At 70.2% G+C, this 15,932-nt stretch carries 15 protein-coding genes; 7 read left to right on the top strand and 8 right to left on the bottom strand.

Going from position 1 to position 15,932, the window contains the following annotated elements; translation table 11 throughout:
• The first annotated feature begins 205 nt into the window (after nucleotides 1-205).
• Complete coding sequence (locus OG866_RS20555) at nucleotides 206-1,291, top strand: sugar ABC transporter substrate-binding protein (RefSeq protein ID WP_329336681.1); 1,086 nt, start codon at nucleotides 206-208, stop codon at nucleotides 1,289-1,291.
• Here the strand turns inward: OG866_RS20555 and OG866_RS20550 are convergent.
• Complete coding sequence (locus OG866_RS20550; protein ID WP_329336680.1) at nucleotides 1,278-1,826, bottom strand: DUF4352 domain-containing protein; 549 nt, start codon at nucleotides 1,824-1,826, stop codon at nucleotides 1,278-1,280. The genes OG866_RS20555 and OG866_RS20550 overlap by 14 nt on opposite strands.
• A gap of 124 nt (nucleotides 1,827-1,950) precedes the next feature.
• On the opposite strand from OG866_RS20550, the gene OG866_RS20545 reads away from it, so the two are divergent.
• The gene (locus tag OG866_RS20545) at nucleotides 1,951-3,384 is read left to right on the top strand and encodes a hypothetical protein (protein ID WP_329336679.1); all 1,434 of its coding nucleotides are present in this window, start codon (nucleotides 1,951-1,953) and stop codon (nucleotides 3,382-3,384) included.
• A gap of 33 nt (nucleotides 3,385-3,417) precedes the next feature.
• Here OG866_RS20545 and OG866_RS20540 read toward each other — a convergent pair whose 3' ends face one another.
• Genes OG866_RS20540 through OG866_RS20530 form a run of 3 tightly spaced genes read right to left on the bottom strand, consistent with a single transcriptional unit; the run spans nucleotide 3,418 to nucleotide 6,735 of the window.
• Nucleotides 3,418-4,260, bottom strand: coding sequence for a transglutaminase family protein (locus OG866_RS20540; protein WP_329336678.1), 843 nt, complete (start codon nucleotides 4,258-4,260; stop codon nucleotides 3,418-3,420).
• 1 nt (nucleotide 4,261) lies between these two features.
• Nucleotides 4,262-5,194, bottom strand: coding sequence for an alpha-E domain-containing protein (locus OG866_RS20535; protein ID WP_329336676.1), 933 nt, complete (start codon nucleotides 5,192-5,194; stop codon nucleotides 4,262-4,264).
• Nucleotides 5,191-6,735 carry a circularly permuted type 2 ATP-grasp protein gene (locus tag OG866_RS20530; RefSeq protein WP_329336675.1) on the bottom strand — a complete coding sequence of 515 codons (1,545 nt, stop codon included), beginning with the start codon at nucleotides 6,733-6,735 and terminating at the stop codon, nucleotides 5,191-5,193. Before OG866_RS20530 ends, OG866_RS20535 begins: the two co-directional genes overlap by 4 nt.
• A 305-nt stretch (nucleotides 6,736-7,040) precedes the next feature.
• Here OG866_RS20530 and OG866_RS20525 point away from each other — a divergent pair, with 305 nt between their 5' ends.
• Nucleotides 7,041-8,069 (top strand): helix-turn-helix transcriptional regulator, encoded by a 1,029-nt coding sequence (locus tag OG866_RS20525; protein WP_329336673.1) that lies wholly within the window; start codon nucleotides 7,041-7,043, stop codon nucleotides 8,067-8,069.
• Here OG866_RS20525 and OG866_RS20520 read toward each other — a convergent pair.
• Together OG866_RS20520 and OG866_RS20515 are read right to left on the bottom strand one after the other, a co-directional pair.
• Complete coding sequence (locus tag OG866_RS20520; RefSeq protein ID WP_329336671.1) at nucleotides 8,032-9,009, bottom strand: helix-turn-helix transcriptional regulator; 978 nt, start codon at nucleotides 9,007-9,009, stop codon at nucleotides 8,032-8,034. The two genes, OG866_RS20525 and OG866_RS20520, sit on opposite strands and share 38 nt — an antisense overlap.
• The gene (locus tag OG866_RS20515) at nucleotides 9,006-9,998 is read right to left on the bottom strand and encodes a helix-turn-helix transcriptional regulator (RefSeq protein ID WP_329336670.1); all 993 of its coding nucleotides are present in this window, start codon (nucleotides 9,996-9,998) and stop codon (nucleotides 9,006-9,008) included. Before OG866_RS20515 ends, OG866_RS20520 begins: the two co-directional genes overlap by 4 nt.
• Before the next feature lie 130 nt (nucleotides 9,999-10,128).
• Here OG866_RS20515 and OG866_RS20510 point away from each other — a divergent pair, with 130 nt between their 5' ends.
• On the top strand, nucleotides 10,129-10,350 hold the full coding sequence (locus OG866_RS20510) for a hypothetical protein (RefSeq protein ID WP_329336668.1): 222 nt from the start codon (nucleotides 10,129-10,131) through the stop codon (nucleotides 10,348-10,350).
• Between the two features lie 8 nt (nucleotides 10,351-10,358).
• Nucleotides 10,359-10,694, top strand: a complete 336-nt coding sequence (locus tag OG866_RS20505; protein ID WP_329336666.1) for a hypothetical protein — start codon at nucleotides 10,359-10,361, stop codon at nucleotides 10,692-10,694.
• Between the two features lie 174 nt (nucleotides 10,695-10,868).
• Here OG866_RS20505 and OG866_RS20500 read toward each other — a convergent pair whose 3' ends face one another.
• On the bottom strand, nucleotides 10,869-11,282 hold the full coding sequence (locus OG866_RS20500; RefSeq protein ID WP_329336664.1) for a pyridoxamine 5'-phosphate oxidase family protein: 414 nt from the start codon (nucleotides 11,280-11,282) through the stop codon (nucleotides 10,869-10,871).
• A gap of 175 nt (nucleotides 11,283-11,457) precedes the next feature.
• Here OG866_RS20500 and clpB point away from each other — a divergent pair, with 175 nt between their 5' ends.
• Both clpB and OG866_RS20490 read left to right on the top strand, forming a co-directional pair.
• The gene (gene clpB / locus OG866_RS20495; RefSeq protein ID WP_329344214.1) at nucleotides 11,458-14,055 is read left to right on the top strand and encodes an ATP-dependent chaperone ClpB; all 2,598 of its coding nucleotides are present in this window, start codon (nucleotides 11,458-11,460) and stop codon (nucleotides 14,053-14,055) included.
• 126 nt (nucleotides 14,056-14,181) lie between these two features.
• Nucleotides 14,182-14,721 carry a YbjN domain-containing protein gene (locus OG866_RS20490; protein ID WP_329336662.1) on the top strand — a complete coding sequence of 180 codons (540 nt, stop codon included), beginning with the start codon at nucleotides 14,182-14,184 and terminating at the stop codon, nucleotides 14,719-14,721.
• A gap of 14 nt (nucleotides 14,722-14,735) precedes the next feature.
• Here the strand turns inward: OG866_RS20490 and OG866_RS20485 are convergent, their stop codons facing one another.
• Nucleotides 14,736-15,926, bottom strand: a complete 1,191-nt coding sequence (locus tag OG866_RS20485; protein WP_329336661.1) for a hypothetical protein — start codon at nucleotides 15,924-15,926, stop codon at nucleotides 14,736-14,738.
• Nucleotides 15,927-15,932 lie beyond the last annotated feature (6 nt).

Here is a 15,932-nt window from a genome sequence, read left to right as displayed (position 1 = left end):
GAGGGTCCGTAAAGGGCGTTTGGAGGCGGTTGCGTGATGTCTTCACAAGACAGACGGAGAGTGGCGTTGCGCACTCGTTAAGTGGTTCTGCTTGACGCTGGGGGGCGTCGCCGCGTTGGCTTTTCAGTCATCTGGGTCGCAATGCTGCGCCCGCGTCCGGAAGGCACCAGAAGTGAGCACCGCAATGCGTCGTATCGCCCTTTGCATGGCCGCGTCCTCGATGGCCCTGTCGCTGACCGCCTGCGGGGCCCTGGGAGTGTCGGGGGACAGTGCGGACGCGAGTCCGACCAAGGGCAACGACGTCACCGTCGGCGTGCTGATGCCGGAGACGACCAACACGCGCTACGAGAACTTCGACTACCCGATCATTCAGAAGAAGGTCTCTGAGCTCACGAAGAAGTTGGGCCAGACCGTCTACGCCAACGGCGAGGCGGACGCCAAGAAGCAGGCGACCCAGATGCAGAAGATGATCGACGACAAGGTCGACGTCATCCTGCTGGACGCCGTGGACTCGCACGCCATCGCCCCGATGGTGAAGAAGGCCAAGGCCGCCGGTATCCCGGTCATCGCCTACGACCGGCTCGCCGAGGGCCCCATCGACGCGTACGTCTCCTTCGACAACGAACTCGTCGGCGAGGTGCAGGGCCGCACGCTCATCGAGTCGTTGGGCTCGGGCCTCGACACCTCCGACAAGATCGTGATGCTCAACGGCTCGCCCTCCGACCCGAACGCCGGGCAGTTCAAGGCGGGCGCGCTCTCCGAGCTCAACGGCAAGGTGACGATCTCCGAGAAGTACGACGTCGACGGCTGGAAGCCGGCCACCGCGAAGAAGGACATGGCCGCCGCGATCTCCGCGATCGGCAAGGACAACATCGCCGCCGTGTACTCCGCCAACGACGCCATGGCCGGCGCCGCCATCGAGGCGATGGAGGAGGCGGGCATGACCGACCTGCCGCCCATCACCGGCCAGGACGCCGAACTGGACGCCGTGCAGCGCATCGTCACCGGCGAGCAGTACATGAGCGTCTACAAGTCCTACCCGCTGGAGGCCGAGGCCGCCGCCGAGATGGCCGTGGCGAAGGTCCAGGGCAAGGGCATCCTGTTCGACTCCCTCACCCAGGACCGCGTCGACAGCCCCACCGACAAGGAGATCCCGGCCCAGCTGGTGTCGGTGTCCGCGCTGACGCAGTCCAACATCAAGCGCACGGTCGTCGCCGACGGCATCTACACCGTCAAGCAGATCTGCACCGCCAAGATCGCCTCGGCCTGCGCCGCGATCAAGTTGAACTGACGGTCGGCCCGGCGGGCGTCATGGGGAGGAACACCCCGTCCGGCGCCCGCCCGACGGGCTTGGTGCTGGTGAAGCTGGTCGGGTCGTTGTCGCCGGACACCTTCAGACCGGTGACCTTCGCACCCTTCGGGACGTCGTACCAGAGTTCGACCTCCATGAGGGTGTGGCCGCCCAGCCGTACCGTCTCCGACTGGCGGCGCACCGCCATCGCGAAGGAGTCGGGCCTGGCCCGGTCCCCGGTGACGCCCGCGATGCGCTGCCGGGCCGACTCGTAGGTGTGGTAGTTCGGGTCGTTGTTCTCCACCCGTAGCCGTGCGGCGCAGAACTGTCCCTCCGGCGGGGCGTCCGCGTGGGACCCCGTCACCCCTGTCACCCCGCAGCGCAGGGACAGCAGGGTGAAGGTGAGATGGCCGTCCTTGTGGGGCTTCCGGGCCGCGCCGGTACCGGGATCGTCGCCGTCGCCACCGCAGCCGGCGGTGAGGAGCAGGGCGGTCAGGGACAGTGCGATGAGCCTGGTCGGGCGCGCTGTCGGCATAGGGGCGATTGTGCGCCGCCGACCGGGAGAAGTGAACGTTCCGGGGCCATTTGGCCAGTGACCCGCTCGGAGTCCGGTCCCGGTAAACGCAAGATCAAGAACTGGTCTAGGATCGCCCGCTGTCATGTCTCGATCACAGGGAATCACACGGGGGACGTACATGGTGGCGCGGAAGTACCTGCTGACCACGGCTGTGTCCATGGCACTGCTGACCGGCTGCGGCGGCGGTGACGACGACCCGAAGGCAACCGGCGGCACCGCCACCGCAGCCGCGAAGCCCGCCGCGAAGGGGCCGGCGTACAAGGGAGCGGCGCTCCCCGGGTACGGCGCTCAGGCCGCCTGGAGCCTCGACACCGGCGGCACCGCGCCCGGCGTCCTCGACCTCGGCGGGGTCCTGCTGTTCGCCCGGGACGCGAGCGGGGCCTATCTCACCGACGCCTCGGTGGACGGCGAGCCCGCCGACGTCAACACCGTCCTGTACGCCTCCGACGAGCCGGAGAAGCTGACCCTGGAGTTCCGCGACGCCAGGACGGGCGCGGTGCGCAGGACGCTCCCCGTGACCGCCGAGTCGGTCGAGGGCGTCACCTGGAAGGACGGCGCCCCGGCGGTCGCCGTCGGCACCTCCGCGACGAAGGAGTCCGACGGTCTGACCCAGGAGGAGACGACCACCTCGGCGACGTTCTACTCCACCGCCGGCAAGAAGCTGGGCGAGACGTCCGGCTACGCCTTCGGGCATGTGGTCGGCGGTTACGTGGTGTCGGCCGACGACGGCGGCGTCCGTCTGGCCCCGATCGGCGCCGGTGCCGTCCGCACGATCCCGTGCAACGGCGACGACGACGCCGAGTGCGCCTTCGACCCGGAGACGGGCGTCGCGAGCGGCGACCAGACCTACGCCCCGGTGATCACGGACGGCTACTACCCGGGCTTCGAGGCCGCGGGCAAGTACGACTACGACCCCTCCGACGTCACCCTCAACGACCTCGCCACCGGCAAGCAGGCCTGGTCGTCGGCGGACGCGGAGGTCCCCAAGGGCGTCGTCCTGGACGACGAGGGGCAGCCGGAGGACCGTACGATCCGGGTCGTCCGGGTCAGCGACGGCAAGGCCCTCGTCGCCTGGAAGAAGAGCGTCGGCCTGAGCCCCACCACTCAGGTCTACGCCTGGTACGACCTGGCGAGCGGCGCCCTCACCGCCTCCTACGAGGGCCCCGAGTACGTCGTCTGGTCCGCCGACGGCGAGCTGGCCGCCGAGGACAAGGGCGAGTTCGAGACCGGCTTCGAGGGCACGAGCGTGTGGAAGACCGCCGACGGCACCCGGCTGTGGGCCCAGGAGGACGGCGAGACCGCGCTGGACCCGGTCCGCTTCTCCGGCAACGGCGAGGTGCTGTACGGCGAGACGTTCGACGGGGTCAGCACGCACAAGACGCTCGCCGTGGACACCCAGACCCGGAAGGTGCTGGCGAAGGACCTGCCGGAGGGGAGCATTCCGGCGGTGGACGCGGCGAGCGGGTACGGGTATCTCACCACGGAGGACGGGTTCTTCGCGTTCGCGCCGGCGTAGGGGAGGGGGTCAGGGTTCCCTCCCCTACGGGGCTCACGCCACCCGGGTGAACTCCACCGTCACCTCCGGGGGCCCGCCGGGTACGCCTCGGTAGATGCCCTTGTGCGGGGTGACGTCGTCGTAGTCGCGCCCCCGCCCGACCACGACGTGCGACTCGTCGGGGCGGGTGCGGTTGGTGGGGTCGTAGCCGCACCAGTCGCCCGCCCAGTACTCGACCCAGGCGTGGCTCTGGCCCGCGACCGGCCGGTGCAGCTCCGCCTCCCGCTCGGGGTGGAGGTAGCCGGAGACGTACCGGGTCGGCAGCCCGAGCCCCCGCAGCAGGGCGATGGTGACGTGGGCGATGTCCTGGCAGACGCCCGCGCCCTGCTCCCAGGCCTCGGTGGCCGAGGTGTTCACCCCGGTGACGCCGGGGAGATAGGTGACCCGGTCGGCGACCAGGGCGGAGACCGCGACGGCCGTCCCGTGCGGGTCGAGGCCGGCGGCGGCCTTCCGGGCCTTCTTGAGGAGCTTCGCCGGGACGGTCGTACGGGCTGTCGGGCCCGCGAACTCCAACAGGCGTGAACTCGTCGTACGTTCCGCCAGTTCCGACCAGGCCGGTGGCTCGGGCAGCGGCTCCGGCGGGGCCGTCTCGACCAGGCTGGAGGCCGTGATGGTGAGGTCGGCGTGCGGGTCGAGGAGGTCGAAGCCGGTGACCTGGGTGCCCCAGTAGTCCCAGTACGACCAGGTCGCGGTCGCCGGGCTGACGGTGACCCGGGCGTCCAGGGTGGTCTGGCCGGGCAGGGTCAGCGGGGTCATGCGGACCTCGTTGTGGGAGGAGGCCGCGGGCTGGGCGTACGACACCTGTGTGATGTGCTTGATGCGGAGTCGACGAGCCACGTCAGGCTCCTTCCTGGGCCCAGATCACGGGCCCCTGGTACGGGAAGAACCGCTCCGCCACCGCCTCCGCCGAGGCCATGCAGGCCTGCTGCAAGTCCCCGAGCAGGGCGGGAAGTTGATCGGGTAGGGCGGGCGAGTCGAGGTATTCGAGGCGGGTGCGCAGCCGGCCGATGGGGCGCCGGGCCGGGTCCTGGCGGGGGCGGCCGAGGGCGCTGAGGCATTCCTCCGCCGTGGTCAGCGCGTGCAGCGCCGAGCGCGGGAAGTCCCGGTCCAGGAGCAGGAATTCGGCCACCCGCGCACTGTCTCCGAAGCCGCTGTGCACGCGCGCGTACGCCTCGTCGGCGCCGGACGCGCTCAGCAGCGTCGTCCAGTCCGGCGCGTGCGCGGCGTCCAACACCCGTACCGACAGCAGCCGTACGGTCATGTCCACCCGCTCCAGGCTCCGCCCGAGCACCACGAAACGCCAGCTGTCGTCGCGGCTCATGGTGGAGTCGGCGAGTCCGAAGAACAGCGCGGCACGGGCCCGTACGAGCTCCAGATAGCCGTAGGGGCCGGTACGGCGGGCCGCGCGGCGCTGGTCGGCGAGGGCGTGCCAGGTGGAGTTGAGGCACTCCCACATCTCGGAGGAGACGGCCTCGCGGGCGCTGCGCGCGTTGAGCCGGGCGGCCCCGAGCGCGCCCTCGATGGAGCAGGTGGAGCGGGAGTCGAAGGCGAGCTGGTCGAGGACCTGCTGCATGTCGACGCGTTCGGGGCCCGCGTCGACGCCGAGGATCGCGTACAGCGACCGGCAGGCCGCGTCCTCGTCGCGCCAGGGGTCCTCCAGCATCCGGTGGAGGTAGGCGTCGAGGATGCGCCCGGTGGTGTCGGCCCGCTCGACATAGCGGCCGGTCCAGGTCAGCGCCTCGGCTATCCGGGAGAGGATCACGTCGTTCACTGCTGCTGCGCCCCTTCCTCCACGAAGGTGGGGTTGCCGTCGGGACCGAGCTGGCGGGGTGCGACGGCGGGCCGGCGGTCCGGGGCCGGCGCCTCCGGCTCCTCGGCCGGCCCTTCGGCGAGTACCCAGGTGTCCTTGGAGCCGCCGCCCTGGCTGGAGTTGACGATCAGGTTGCCCTCCTGGAGGGCGACGCGGGTGAGGCCGCCGGGCAGGACCCAGACATCGTTGCCGTCGTTGACGGCGAAGGGTCTGAGGTCGATGTGGCGCGGTGCCATCCGCTCGCCGGCGAGGGTGGGGGAGGTGGACAGGGCGACGGGCCGCTGGGCGATGAAGCCACGGGGGTCGGCGGCGACGGCCCGTCTGGTCCGTTCCAGCGTTCTGGCGTCGGCTTTCGGACCGATGACGATGCCCTGCCCGCCCGCCCCGTCCACCGGCTTGATGACGAGCTGGTCGATCTGGTCGAGGACGGCGTCGAGTTGACCGGGTTCGTCGGGCCGGAAGGACTCCACGTTGGGGAGGACCGGCTCCTCGGAGAGGTAGTAGCGGATGAGGTCCGGGACGTAGGTGTAGAGCAGTTTGTCGTCGGCGATGCCGTTGCCGACGGCGTTGGCGAGGGTGACGTTTCCGGCCGTCGCGGCGCTCATGATGCCCGGGCAGCCGATGACCGAGTCGGGCCGGAAGTGGAGCGGGTCGAGGAAGTCGTCGTCGAGCCGCCGGTATACGACATGCACCGGCATCTCGCCGCGCGTGGTCCGCATCCACACCCGGTTGGCCCGGCACACCAGGTCGTGCCCCTCGACCAGCTGCACGCCCATCAGCCGGGCCAGCAGGGCGTGTTCGAAGTAGGCGGCGTTGCTGGGACCGGGGGTGAGGACGACGACCCGCGGGTCCTCGGTCCCGTCCGGCGCGGCCTTGCGCAGCGCGGCGAGGAGTCTTTGCGCGTACCCGTCGACCGGCAGGACGTGCTGCTCGGCGAAGAGGGAGGGGAAGATCCGGGTCATGGCCCGCCGGTTCTCGATGACGTACGAGACGCCGCTGGGGACGCGGACGTTGTCCTCCAGGACCCGGAAGTCCCCGGCTTCGTCCCGTACGAGGTCGATGCCGGCGACGTGGATACGGACGCCGCCCGGAGGTTCCACCCCGTGGGCGACGCGGTGGAAGTGGGGGGAGTTGAGCAGCAGCCGCCAGGGCACGACGCCGTCCTCGAAGGCCCGGCAGTGCCCGTAGGCGTCGGCGAGGTAGGCCTCCAGGGCCCGTACGCGCTGTCCCACGCCGCGCTGGATGAGATCCCACTCCAGCGCGTCGAGAATCCTCGGTACGAGGTCCAGCGGCCACGGCCGCTCCTCGCCCGCGAAGGCGTAGGTCACGCCCCGGTCGGTGAACGCCCGCGCCATCTGGTCGGCCCGGAAGCGCAGTTCACTCGGCTCGATCGGCTGAAGTGCCGACAGGACCGGCTCATAGGCGGTCCTGACCTCACCCGGCCGCACAAACATCTCGTCCCACGCGTCGGCCAGCGCGTACGCGTCAAATATGTCCGCCATGAGGGGACGTTAGATGCGCTGCGTAACGCGGTGATCACCGGTGGATTTCGGGCAGCTCACGCGGAGAAACGGATTCCGGTGGGTGCGGGGCGGGTACGGAGGGGGACCATCAGCTTGTTGCAAGGCGGCGGGCGGAGGCACGACGATAGTGGGGTAAATCAGTGGTTTCCCTCGGTCACACCGGGCCGAGCCGTGTTGCGGAGCAGGTCGGGTCCGCGCATAGTTGCGGACCCGTAGGGGTGTGTCCGTGTCACGAGCGCGCGCATGCCGGGCACAAGAGGCTGGATGCGGGGGTGGGCTGGGCGATGGCCGGGCACGCGACGGACGGGCATCCACACGGTGCTGACCGACTGTGCGAGGCCGGGGATCGCGTGTATTCCCGGGCCGTACGGCGGGGCCGGGTGCCGCGCGAGGACGCGGAGCCGGTGCCGTGCCTGCTGGAACTGGCGCTCCTCCACCCCGACCCGGACGACATGGACTGGCTGGTCCCGACGTCCCCGCAGGAGGTCATGACCCGGCTGCTGCGCGGGGTCTACGACGAGGTGAGCGCGAGCCAGCGGCGGATGGGCTCGGCGGTGGCGGCCTTCGAGTGGTACGCCGGGCTGGGCCCGCACCTGGGCGCGGGCGGCGCGGAGGGAACGGCGCTGCGCGTCCTGGACGGTCTGTCCCGCATCCAGGCGGCGATGGACGAGGCGACGCAGGCGTGCACCACGGAGGTGCTGACGGTCCAGCCGGGCGGTATCCGCCCCGAACACGAACTGACGGAGGGTCTGCACCGGGCACTGGCGCTACGGGGCCGGGGCGTGCGCATGCGCGACCTGTACACGCACGTGGCACGCCACGGCCAGGGCCTCCTCAACTACCTGGAGCTGATGGGCGAGGCGGTGGAGGCCCGCACCCTGGACGAGGTCATCGACCGCCTGATCCTCTTCGACCGCACGGTGGCCTTCATCCCGGCCAACGCGGACCGCACCCTGGCGCTCGAACTGCGGCACCCGGCGCTGGTGGGCTTCCTGGCCACGGTCTTCGAACGCCTGTGGCGCCTGGCGATCCCGTTGACCGCCCCGCTCCCCGACACCGGCATCGAGGGCATCTCCCACCGCGAACAGTCCATCGCGACGCTGCTGGCGGAGGGCCACCAGGACGCGGTGATCGCGGAACGGCTCGGCATAAGCGTCCGCACCTGCCGGGCCCACATCGCCCGACTGTCGGAGACCCTGGGCGCCGCCAGCCGCACCCAACTCGGCGTCCGTATCGCGCAGGTGGGCCTGGACGGTCCGCCCCGCGCGATGGGCATCACGATCCCTGATCAAGAATCCCGGACCGTCCGATGAGATACCCGAGCTGAGCCCGGCTCTCACTGCCGAGGGTCGCGGCGAGCTTGGCGATGTGCTCACGGGCGGTGCGGATGTTGAGGCCGAGGCGGTCGGCGATGACGGCGTCGGTGTGGCCCTCGATGAGGAGGGCGGCTATGGCGCGCTGGCGGGGGGTGACGCCGTTGAGGGTGGGCTGCTGGACCGCCTGGGGGTGCATGGGGGTGGCCAGGCGCCAGAGGCGGTCGAACGTGGTCGCGAAGTAGTCGACCATGGCCGGGACGCGGATCTCCAGGGCGAGCGTGCGGTCCGTGCTGGCCGGGATGAAGGCGACGGTCCGGTCCACGATGATGAGCCGGTCGGTGACCTCGTCGAGCGAACGGGCCTCGGCGTCCCCGCGCAGCCGCTCGTAGCGGGCGATGACGGCGGGGGAGTGGCGCAGGGTGTGCTGGTAGAGGGCCCGGATACGGCCACCGCGGTCGAGCAGGGCCTGGTCCCGGTCCAGGGCGGCGGCCAGCCGGGTCGCGGCCGTGTTGCCGTTGTAGGGCTGGATGGCGAGGAGCTCCACCGAGGCCTCGGCCATGGCGTCGGAGATGGCCTGGTTGATCTGGGCGAAGCCGGTGAGGATGCTGACCGCCGACGGATCGGTCGCGGTCCGGGGCCCGTCGATCCGCATCAGCGGCTCGAACAGCTCCGCCAGCTGTTCCTCGCGTCGGCGCTCGTCCGCGATCCGCTCCTCGGAGCTGCGCAGCAGCCGGTGGAGGGCGACGGCCGGGGCGACCGGCTCCAGCCGGTCCGGGTCCGTCACAGCGGCGTGCAGCAGCCCGAACTCCAGCAGACAGGGGGCCCGCTCGGCGTCGGCGCCGCGTACGTGCCCCTCGCGCAGCGCCTGCTCGTACACCTCGGTTCCTGCGGCGCACAGGGTTCCCGCGACGTGCGCCGGATGCGGCGCCGCACTCACTGCTCTGTCTCCTCCTGTTTGAGGATCCCGGACTCGGCGATGAGAAAGCCGAGCTGGGCCCGGCTGCCGCTGCCGAGGGCCGCCGCCAGCTTGGCGATGTGAGCCCGGCAGGTCCGGACGTTCATACCGAGCCGGCGGGCGATGGCCTCGTCGACATGGCCGTCGATGAGCAGCTTGGCGATGGTGCGCTGCACTCCGGAGATGCCCTCGGGGGTCGCCTCGTACGGCACCTCCTCCAGGAGCGGTGTCGCCCGCTGCCACAGCTGCTCGAAGACCTTGATGAGGTACTGGACCAGGCCGGGGTGGCGCAGTTCCAGGGCGACCTGCCGGTCGTCCTGGGCGGGGATGAACGCGACCGTCGAGTCGCAGATGATGAGCCGCTCGATGAGCTCTTCCAGGGTGCGTATCTCGACCTTGGCGCCGGCCATCTTGTCCATGTACGCGAAGGTGCTCTGGCTGTGCCGGACCGTGTGCTGGTACAGGGTGCGCATGGCGATGCCGCGCTCGATCAGCGGCTTGCTGCGCTTCAGGGCCTGGCTCAGGATGTGTTCCGGCCGACTGCCGCCGGGCTGGACCGTCAGGACCTCGGTGCGGGCCTCGGCTATCGCCACGTCGAGCGCGGAGTGGATGCGGTCGATACCCTCCAGGACCGTGATGGCATGGGTGGTCGCGGGCTTCTGGGCACTGATCGCGAGGAACGGCTGGAAGGTGTCGGTGAGGTCGAGGGTGATCCGCCGGCGGTCCTGGATCTCGCGCTCGAGCGGCTGGAGTTGCTGCGCGAGCACGACGGAGGGCGGCACGGGGCGCAGCCAACCGGGGTCGTCCGGGTCGGGGTGGAGCAGCGCGAATTCGAGCAGACACGGCGCCGGTTCCACCTCCCCGCGGGAGATGCGTCCGGAGCTGAGTGCGCTTGCGTAGAGGCGCGATCCTTCGGGGCATAGGTCAGTGATGCCGTGAGGATGTGTCGGTTTTGTGCGGTTTATTGGCAAATCTCCACCCCCCAGGGTCCTGAACGTGCAGGAACATGATGCATCTCTTGTGTGGCATTGACGTGCCTGAATAAGCCATCGTCTTGTTTCGCGGGGGAGAGGAAGCCATCAAGTGAGGACGAAGCCGACCATGAATAAGAGAATGCTTCGCTCGGTGCTTGCCGCTGCCGTCGTTGCTCTGACGCTGGCCTTGGGTGCGGCCGGTCCTCTCGGCGACGTCGGTTGGAGTGCCGACAGCAGCGCGGCGGCGAGTGCGCCGGGTGACGTCGGTTGGGACATCCGTGCCTCCTCCCCGGACGTCGGTTGGATCGTCGTGGCGGACGCCAACGGCGCGCAGGACGTGGGCTGGTAGGCGAAATCATGACCACGCCACCCGACGACCGCTCCTTCCGTCGTGAAATGGCCACGGCCTATCGCTCCGGATGGCACTTCATCGACCTGGTCACCGCGATCCCCCACTCCGGTGACTCACTGATGGTGACCGTCTTCGGCGAGCCGGTCGTCGTCACCCGCGACGACGACGAGGACGTGCGGGCGTACCGGTGTCTGCGGCGGCCTCGGGGGGCGCCGCAGCCTGTGCGGTGTGCCATCCGGTACGGAATGATCTTTGTGAACCTCGACCAACGAGACCATCGGCTGGTGGATTCCGAAACCCCCACCCAACGGACCATCTCAGCCACCCCCCGCAGTGCCTGACGCGATTCCCCCGTCGTAACAGATCGCTCAGGTGCTTCCCCCCGCAGCGGCGTCACCGTGACCTGAACACGGTGACGCCGCTGTGTTTTCGGGGACATTTCCGGGTATCCGCCGTTTCCCGCTTCTTCCGGCCGTGGCTGAAAATCATCAGTCACGGCAGAAACATACGGCCGCTCAACCGCGCCCCAGCGCCCGCGTCACTTCGATCTCGATCACCACGCGCGACGGATTCGGCGACGGCACCCGCTCATAGCGCTCCGCGTACCGCCGCTCCGCCTCCGCCACCCGCCCGGGTTCGGTCCGGACGTGCGCCCGCCCCTCCAGCGTCGCCCAGCGCCGCCCGGCCACCTGGCACACCGCCACCCGCGCCCCGTCCGGGCCGGCCGCCAGCACATGGCCCACCTTCGCGCTCGTCTTGTTCGTGATCACCCGGGCGAGCCGGGCCTCGGGGTCGTAGGTCACTCCGACCGGCACCACATGCGGGCTGCCGTCCGGGCGCAGGGTCGTCAGGGTGCACAGATGCCGCTCCCGCCAGAAGCTGAGGTAGAGCGGGTCCGGTGCGCCGGGGTCCAGCGTGTACGTCGCCATGTCCCGGAACTTAACCCCGACAGGCGGGGAACCCGGTCCCCGACCCCCTCCCGGACCGCACCTTGAGTGGAATAGACTCAACTTTGTGTACGTTGGCTGAGTCAGTCCAAGGAGAGTCACCGACACCCGAGTGATCGACACTCGAGTCATCGACACCGAGGAGGAGCACAAGAACGTGGACGCCGAGCTGACCAACCGGAGCCGGGACGCGATCAACGCGGCCGAGAAGCGCGCCGCCGCCGAGGGACACGCGGACCTCACCCCTGCCCATCTGCTGCTCGCCCTGCTCCAGGGGGAGGACAACGAGAACATCGTCGATCTGCTGGCCGCCGTCGAGGCAGACCTCGCCGCCGTGCGTGCCGGAGCGGAGAAGATCCTCGCCGGTCTGCCCAGCGTGACCGGCTCCACCGTCGCGCCCCCGCAGCCCAACCGCGAGCTGCTCGCCGTCGTCAGCGACGCCGCCGCCCGCGCCAAGGACCTCGGTGACGAGTACCTCTCCACGGAGCACCTCCTCATCGGCACCGCCGCCAAGGGCGGCCAGGCCGGGGACGTACTCTCCTCCCAGGGGGCCGACGCCAGGAAGTTGCAGGACGCCTTCCAGAAGGCGAGGGGAGGGAGAAGGGTGACCACGCCCGATCCCGAGGGTTCCTACAAGGCTCTCGAGAAGTTCGGCACCGACTTCACGGCCGCCGCCCGCGAGGGGAAGCTCGACCCCGTCATCGGACGGGACCAGGAGATCCGCCGGGTGGTGCAGGTGCTGTCCCGCCGCACCAAGAACAACCCCGTCCTCATCGGTGAGCCCGGCGTCGGCAAGACCGCCGTCGTCGAGGGGCTCGCCCAGCGGATCGTCAAGGGCGACGTGCCCGAGTCGCTGAAGAACAAGCGGCTCGTCGCCCTCGACCTCGGCGCCATGGTCGCCGGCGCGAAGTACCGCGGCGAGTTCGAGGAGCGGCTCAAGACCGTCCTCGCCGAGATCAAGGACTCCGACGGCCAGATCATCACCTTCATCGACGAGCTGCACACCGTCGTGGGCGCCGGCGCCGGCGGCGACTCCGCCATGGACGCGGGCAACATGCTCAAGCCGATGCTCGCGCGCGGTGAGCTGCGCATGGTCGGCGCCACCACCCTCGACGAGTACCGTGAGCGGATCGAGAAGGACCCGGCGCTGGAACGCCGCTTCCAGCAGGTGCTGGTCGCCGAGCCGACCGTCGAGGACACCATCGCCATCCTGCGCGGACTCAAGGGCCGGTACGAGGCCCACCACAAGGTCCAGATCGCTGACAGCGCGCTGGTAGCCGCCGCCACCCTCTCCGACCGCTACATCACCTCCCGCTTCCTCCCCGACAAGGCCATCGACCTCGTCGACGAGTCCGCCTCCCGGCTCCGCATGGAGATCGACTCCTCCCCCGTCGAGATCGACGAACTCCAGCGCTCCGTCGACCGGTTGAAGATGGAGGAGCTGGCCCTGGAGAAGGAGACCGACCCGGCCTCCCGTGAACGCCTGGAGAAGCTGCGCCGCGACCTCGCCGACAAGGAGGAGGAGCTGCGCGGTCTGACCGCCCGCTGGGAGAAGGAGAAGCAGTCCCTCAACCGCGTCGGCGAACTCAAGGAAAAACTCGACGAGTTGCGCGGCCAGGCCGAACGCGCCCAGCGCGACGGCGACTTCGACACCGCCAGCAAGCTGCTCTACGGCGAGATCCCCACCCTGGAACGGGACTTGGCGGAAGCCTCCCAGGCCGAGGAGGAGGCCGCCAAGGACACCATGGTCAAGGAGGAGGTCGGCTCCGACGACATCGCCGACGTCGTCGCCGCCTGGACCGGCATCCCGGCCGGCCGCCTCCTGGAGGGCGAGACCCAGAAACTCCTGCGCATGGAGGAGGAGTTGGGCCGCAGGCTGATCGGCCAGACCGAGGCGGTCCAGGCCGTCTCGGACGCCGTACGCCGCACCCGCGCCGGCATCGCCGACCCCGACCGCCCCACCGGCTCCTTCCTCTTCCTCGGCCCCACGGGCGTGGGCAAGACCGAACTGGCCAAGGCTCTGGCCGACTTCCTCTTCGACGACGAACGCGCCATGATCCGCATCGACATGTCGGAGTACGGCGAGAAGCACAGCGTCGCCCGCCTGGTCGGCGCGCCCCCCGGCTACATCGGCTACGAGGAGGGCGGCCAGCTGACCGAGGCCGTCCGCAGGCGCCCGTACAGCGTGGTGCTGCTGGACGAGGTCGAGAAGGCCCACCCGGAGGTCTTCGACATCCTGCTCCAGGTCCTGGACGACGGACGTCTCACCGACGGCCAGGGCCGCACGGTCGACTTCCGCAACACGATCCTCGTCCTGACCTCCAACCTGGGCAGTCAGTTCCTGGTCGACCCGATCACCACCGAGCAGGAGAAGAAGGAACAGGTCCTGGAGGTGGTCCGCACCGCCTTCAAGCCGGAGTTCCTCAACCGCCTCGACGACCTGGTCGTCTTCTCGGCCCTGTCGAAGGACGAGCTGAGCCGGATCGCCCGCCTCCAGATCAACCGTCTCGCGGCCCGTCTGGCCGAACGCCGCCTCACCCTGGAGATCACCGACGAGGCCCTGGCCTGGCTCGCCCACGAGGGCAACGACCCGGCCTACGGCGCCCGCCCCCTGCGCCGCCTGGTCCAGACCGCCATCGGCGACCGCCTCGCCAAGGAGATCCTGGCGGGCGAGATCAAGGACGGCGACACGATCCGCGTCGACACCTTCGAAGACGGCCTGATCGTCGGCCCGACCACGGGCAAGACGCTCTGATCGGGGGTACCCGGACTCCCGGCGGTGGGATCAAGTCAGCCCACGGCTGACAGGCCCCGCCGGGGGTTGCCACCCCCCTCCCCGCATGGGGGAGGATGGCGGAATCCGTACGAAGGGAAAAACACGGTGAGCATCGACCCGTCCTCGATTCCGAACTTCGGGGGCCAGCCCGAGCCGCAGCCCCAAGGACCGGCGGGCCCCGTCGTCCCGGATCAGGACCTCGTGAAGCAGCTCCTGGAGCAGATGGAGCTGAAGTACGTCGTTGACGAAGAGGGTGACCTCGCGGCGCCGTGGGAGCAGTTCCGTACGTATTTCATGTTCCGGGGTGAGGGGGACCAGCAGGTCTTCTCCGTCCGGACGTTCTACGACCGGCCCCACAAGATCGACGAGAAGCCGCAGCTGCTCGAGTCCATCGACGACTGGAACCGGCGCACCCTGTGGCCGAAGGTCTACACGCACACCCACGACGACGGCACCGTCCGCCTCATCGGTGAGGCGCAGATGCTGATCGGCACCGGGGTGGCCCTGGAGCACTTCGTGTCGTCGACGGTCAGCTGGGTGCGGGCCGCGATCGAGTTCGACAAGTGGCTCGTGGAGCAGCTCGGCCTGGAGCGGGAGGTCAACGACGCCGAGCAGCCCGAGGGTGACGCCGACGGCGACGAGTAGGACCTGAACGTCTTCTACAGCGGCGTATCCGCGAGCACGACCAGATACGCCCCGTAGGCGAACGAGAGCCCGGCCAGGGCACCGGTCACCACGACCGCGTGCCAGGGCCGGGCTCTCGCCGTGCGGACGAGGGCTTGGGCGAGCGGGAGCAGCAGCGGGAACGCGGGGAGCAGAAAGCGGGGCTTGGACCCGAAGAAGCCGGAGCCGCCGAGGGTGATCAGCAGGAGTACGGCGGTGTAGACGGCCAGCGGGAGCGGGGGGCGGTCCAGGAGGAGCAGGGCGTAGAGGAGGGCCGCCGCGGCGACGATCAGCAGCGTCATCGGGAAGACCAGGCGGTCGCCGTGGAGGACCAGGTGGCGGGCGAAGCGGAGGGAGCCGCGGCCGAGGTCGAAGCTGGAGCCCCAGCCGCGCTGCACCGCGAAGTAGCCGCCCAGCAGGTCGCCCGTGCGGTGGCCGACCCAGACGACGTACGCCAGCCAGCCGAGCGGGGCGATCGCCGCGCCCGTCCACAGGCTGTGGGTAACTTTTCCGCGCCGCCGCAGGGTCCGGAAGATCTCGTACGCCGCCGTCGCCAGCACCGCCGCCGCCACCGCGAAACCGTTCGGCCGGGCGAGCCCCGCGAACGCGGCCAGCGCGCCCGCCCACAGCCAGCGGCGGGTGAGCACGGCGTACAGCGACCAGGCGGCGAACGCGGTCAGGACGGGTTCCGTGTACGCCATCGACAGCACGACCGAATGCGGCAGCAGGGCCCAGAGGAGTACGAGCGCGGTGCCCACCGCCCGCCCGTGCAGGCGGGCGCCGATCGCGTAGATGCCGCAGGCCGCCGCCACGGCCGCCGTCCAGGAGACCAGCAGGCCCGCCGCGCCGCCGCCCAGCGGGCTGACCTCGGTCACGGCGCGCACCAGCGCCGGGTAGAGGGGGAAGAAGGCGAGGTCGCTGTAGACGACGCCGGGGCGGATGTGGAGGGTGTGGCCGTATCCGTGCGTGGCGATGCCCAGGTACCAGCGGGAGTCCCAGGACCGGCCGAGCAGGGTGAGCGGATGGTGGCCGGTGGCCCAGGCGGTCGCGGCGAGCACGGCCAGACCGGTGAGCCGCGCGAGGGCGAACAGGCCGAGCGCCACCGCCAGGGGGTGGCGCGACCTGGTGCGTTCGGCGGTGCCGGGCTGTGTGACGGAGGGCGGCGCGAGCGTGCTGACATGGGTCACATCAGC

The sequence above is a fragment of the Streptomyces sp. NBC_00663 genome (assembly GCF_036226885.1).
Taxonomy (GTDB): Bacteria; Actinomycetota; Actinomycetes; order Streptomycetales; family Streptomycetaceae; genus Streptomyces.
This window is presented reverse-complemented; position numbering and strand designations above follow the sequence as displayed.

Bases quoted from the DNA above. Each gene is read 5' to 3' on its own strand.
- OG866_RS20550 (WP_329336680.1), bottom strand. From the start codon at position 1,826: ATGCCGACAGCGCGCCCGACCAGGCTCATCGCACTGTCCCTGACCGCC.
- OG866_RS20510 (WP_329336668.1), top strand. From the start codon at position 10,129: ATGAATAAGAGAATGCTTCGCTCGGTGCTTGCCGCTGCCGTCGTTGCT.
- OG866_RS20545 (WP_329336679.1), top strand. From the start codon at position 1,951: ATGTCTCGATCACAGGGAATCACACGGGGGACGTACATGGTGGCGCGG.
- OG866_RS20555 (WP_329336681.1), top strand. From the start codon at position 206: ATGGCCGCGTCCTCGATGGCCCTGTCGCTGACCGCCTGCGGGGCCCTG.
- OG866_RS20530 (WP_329336675.1), bottom strand. From the start codon at position 6,735: ATGGCGGACATATTTGACGCGTACGCGCTGGCCGACGCGTGGGACGAG.
- OG866_RS20505 (WP_329336666.1), top strand. From the start codon at position 10,359: ATGACCACGCCACCCGACGACCGCTCCTTCCGTCGTGAAATGGCCACG.
- OG866_RS20525 (WP_329336673.1), top strand. From the start codon at position 7,041: ATGGCCGGGCACGCGACGGACGGGCATCCACACGGTGCTGACCGACTG.
- OG866_RS20500 (WP_329336664.1), bottom strand. From the start codon at position 11,282: ATGGCGACGTACACGCTGGACCCCGGCGCACCGGACCCGCTCTACCTC.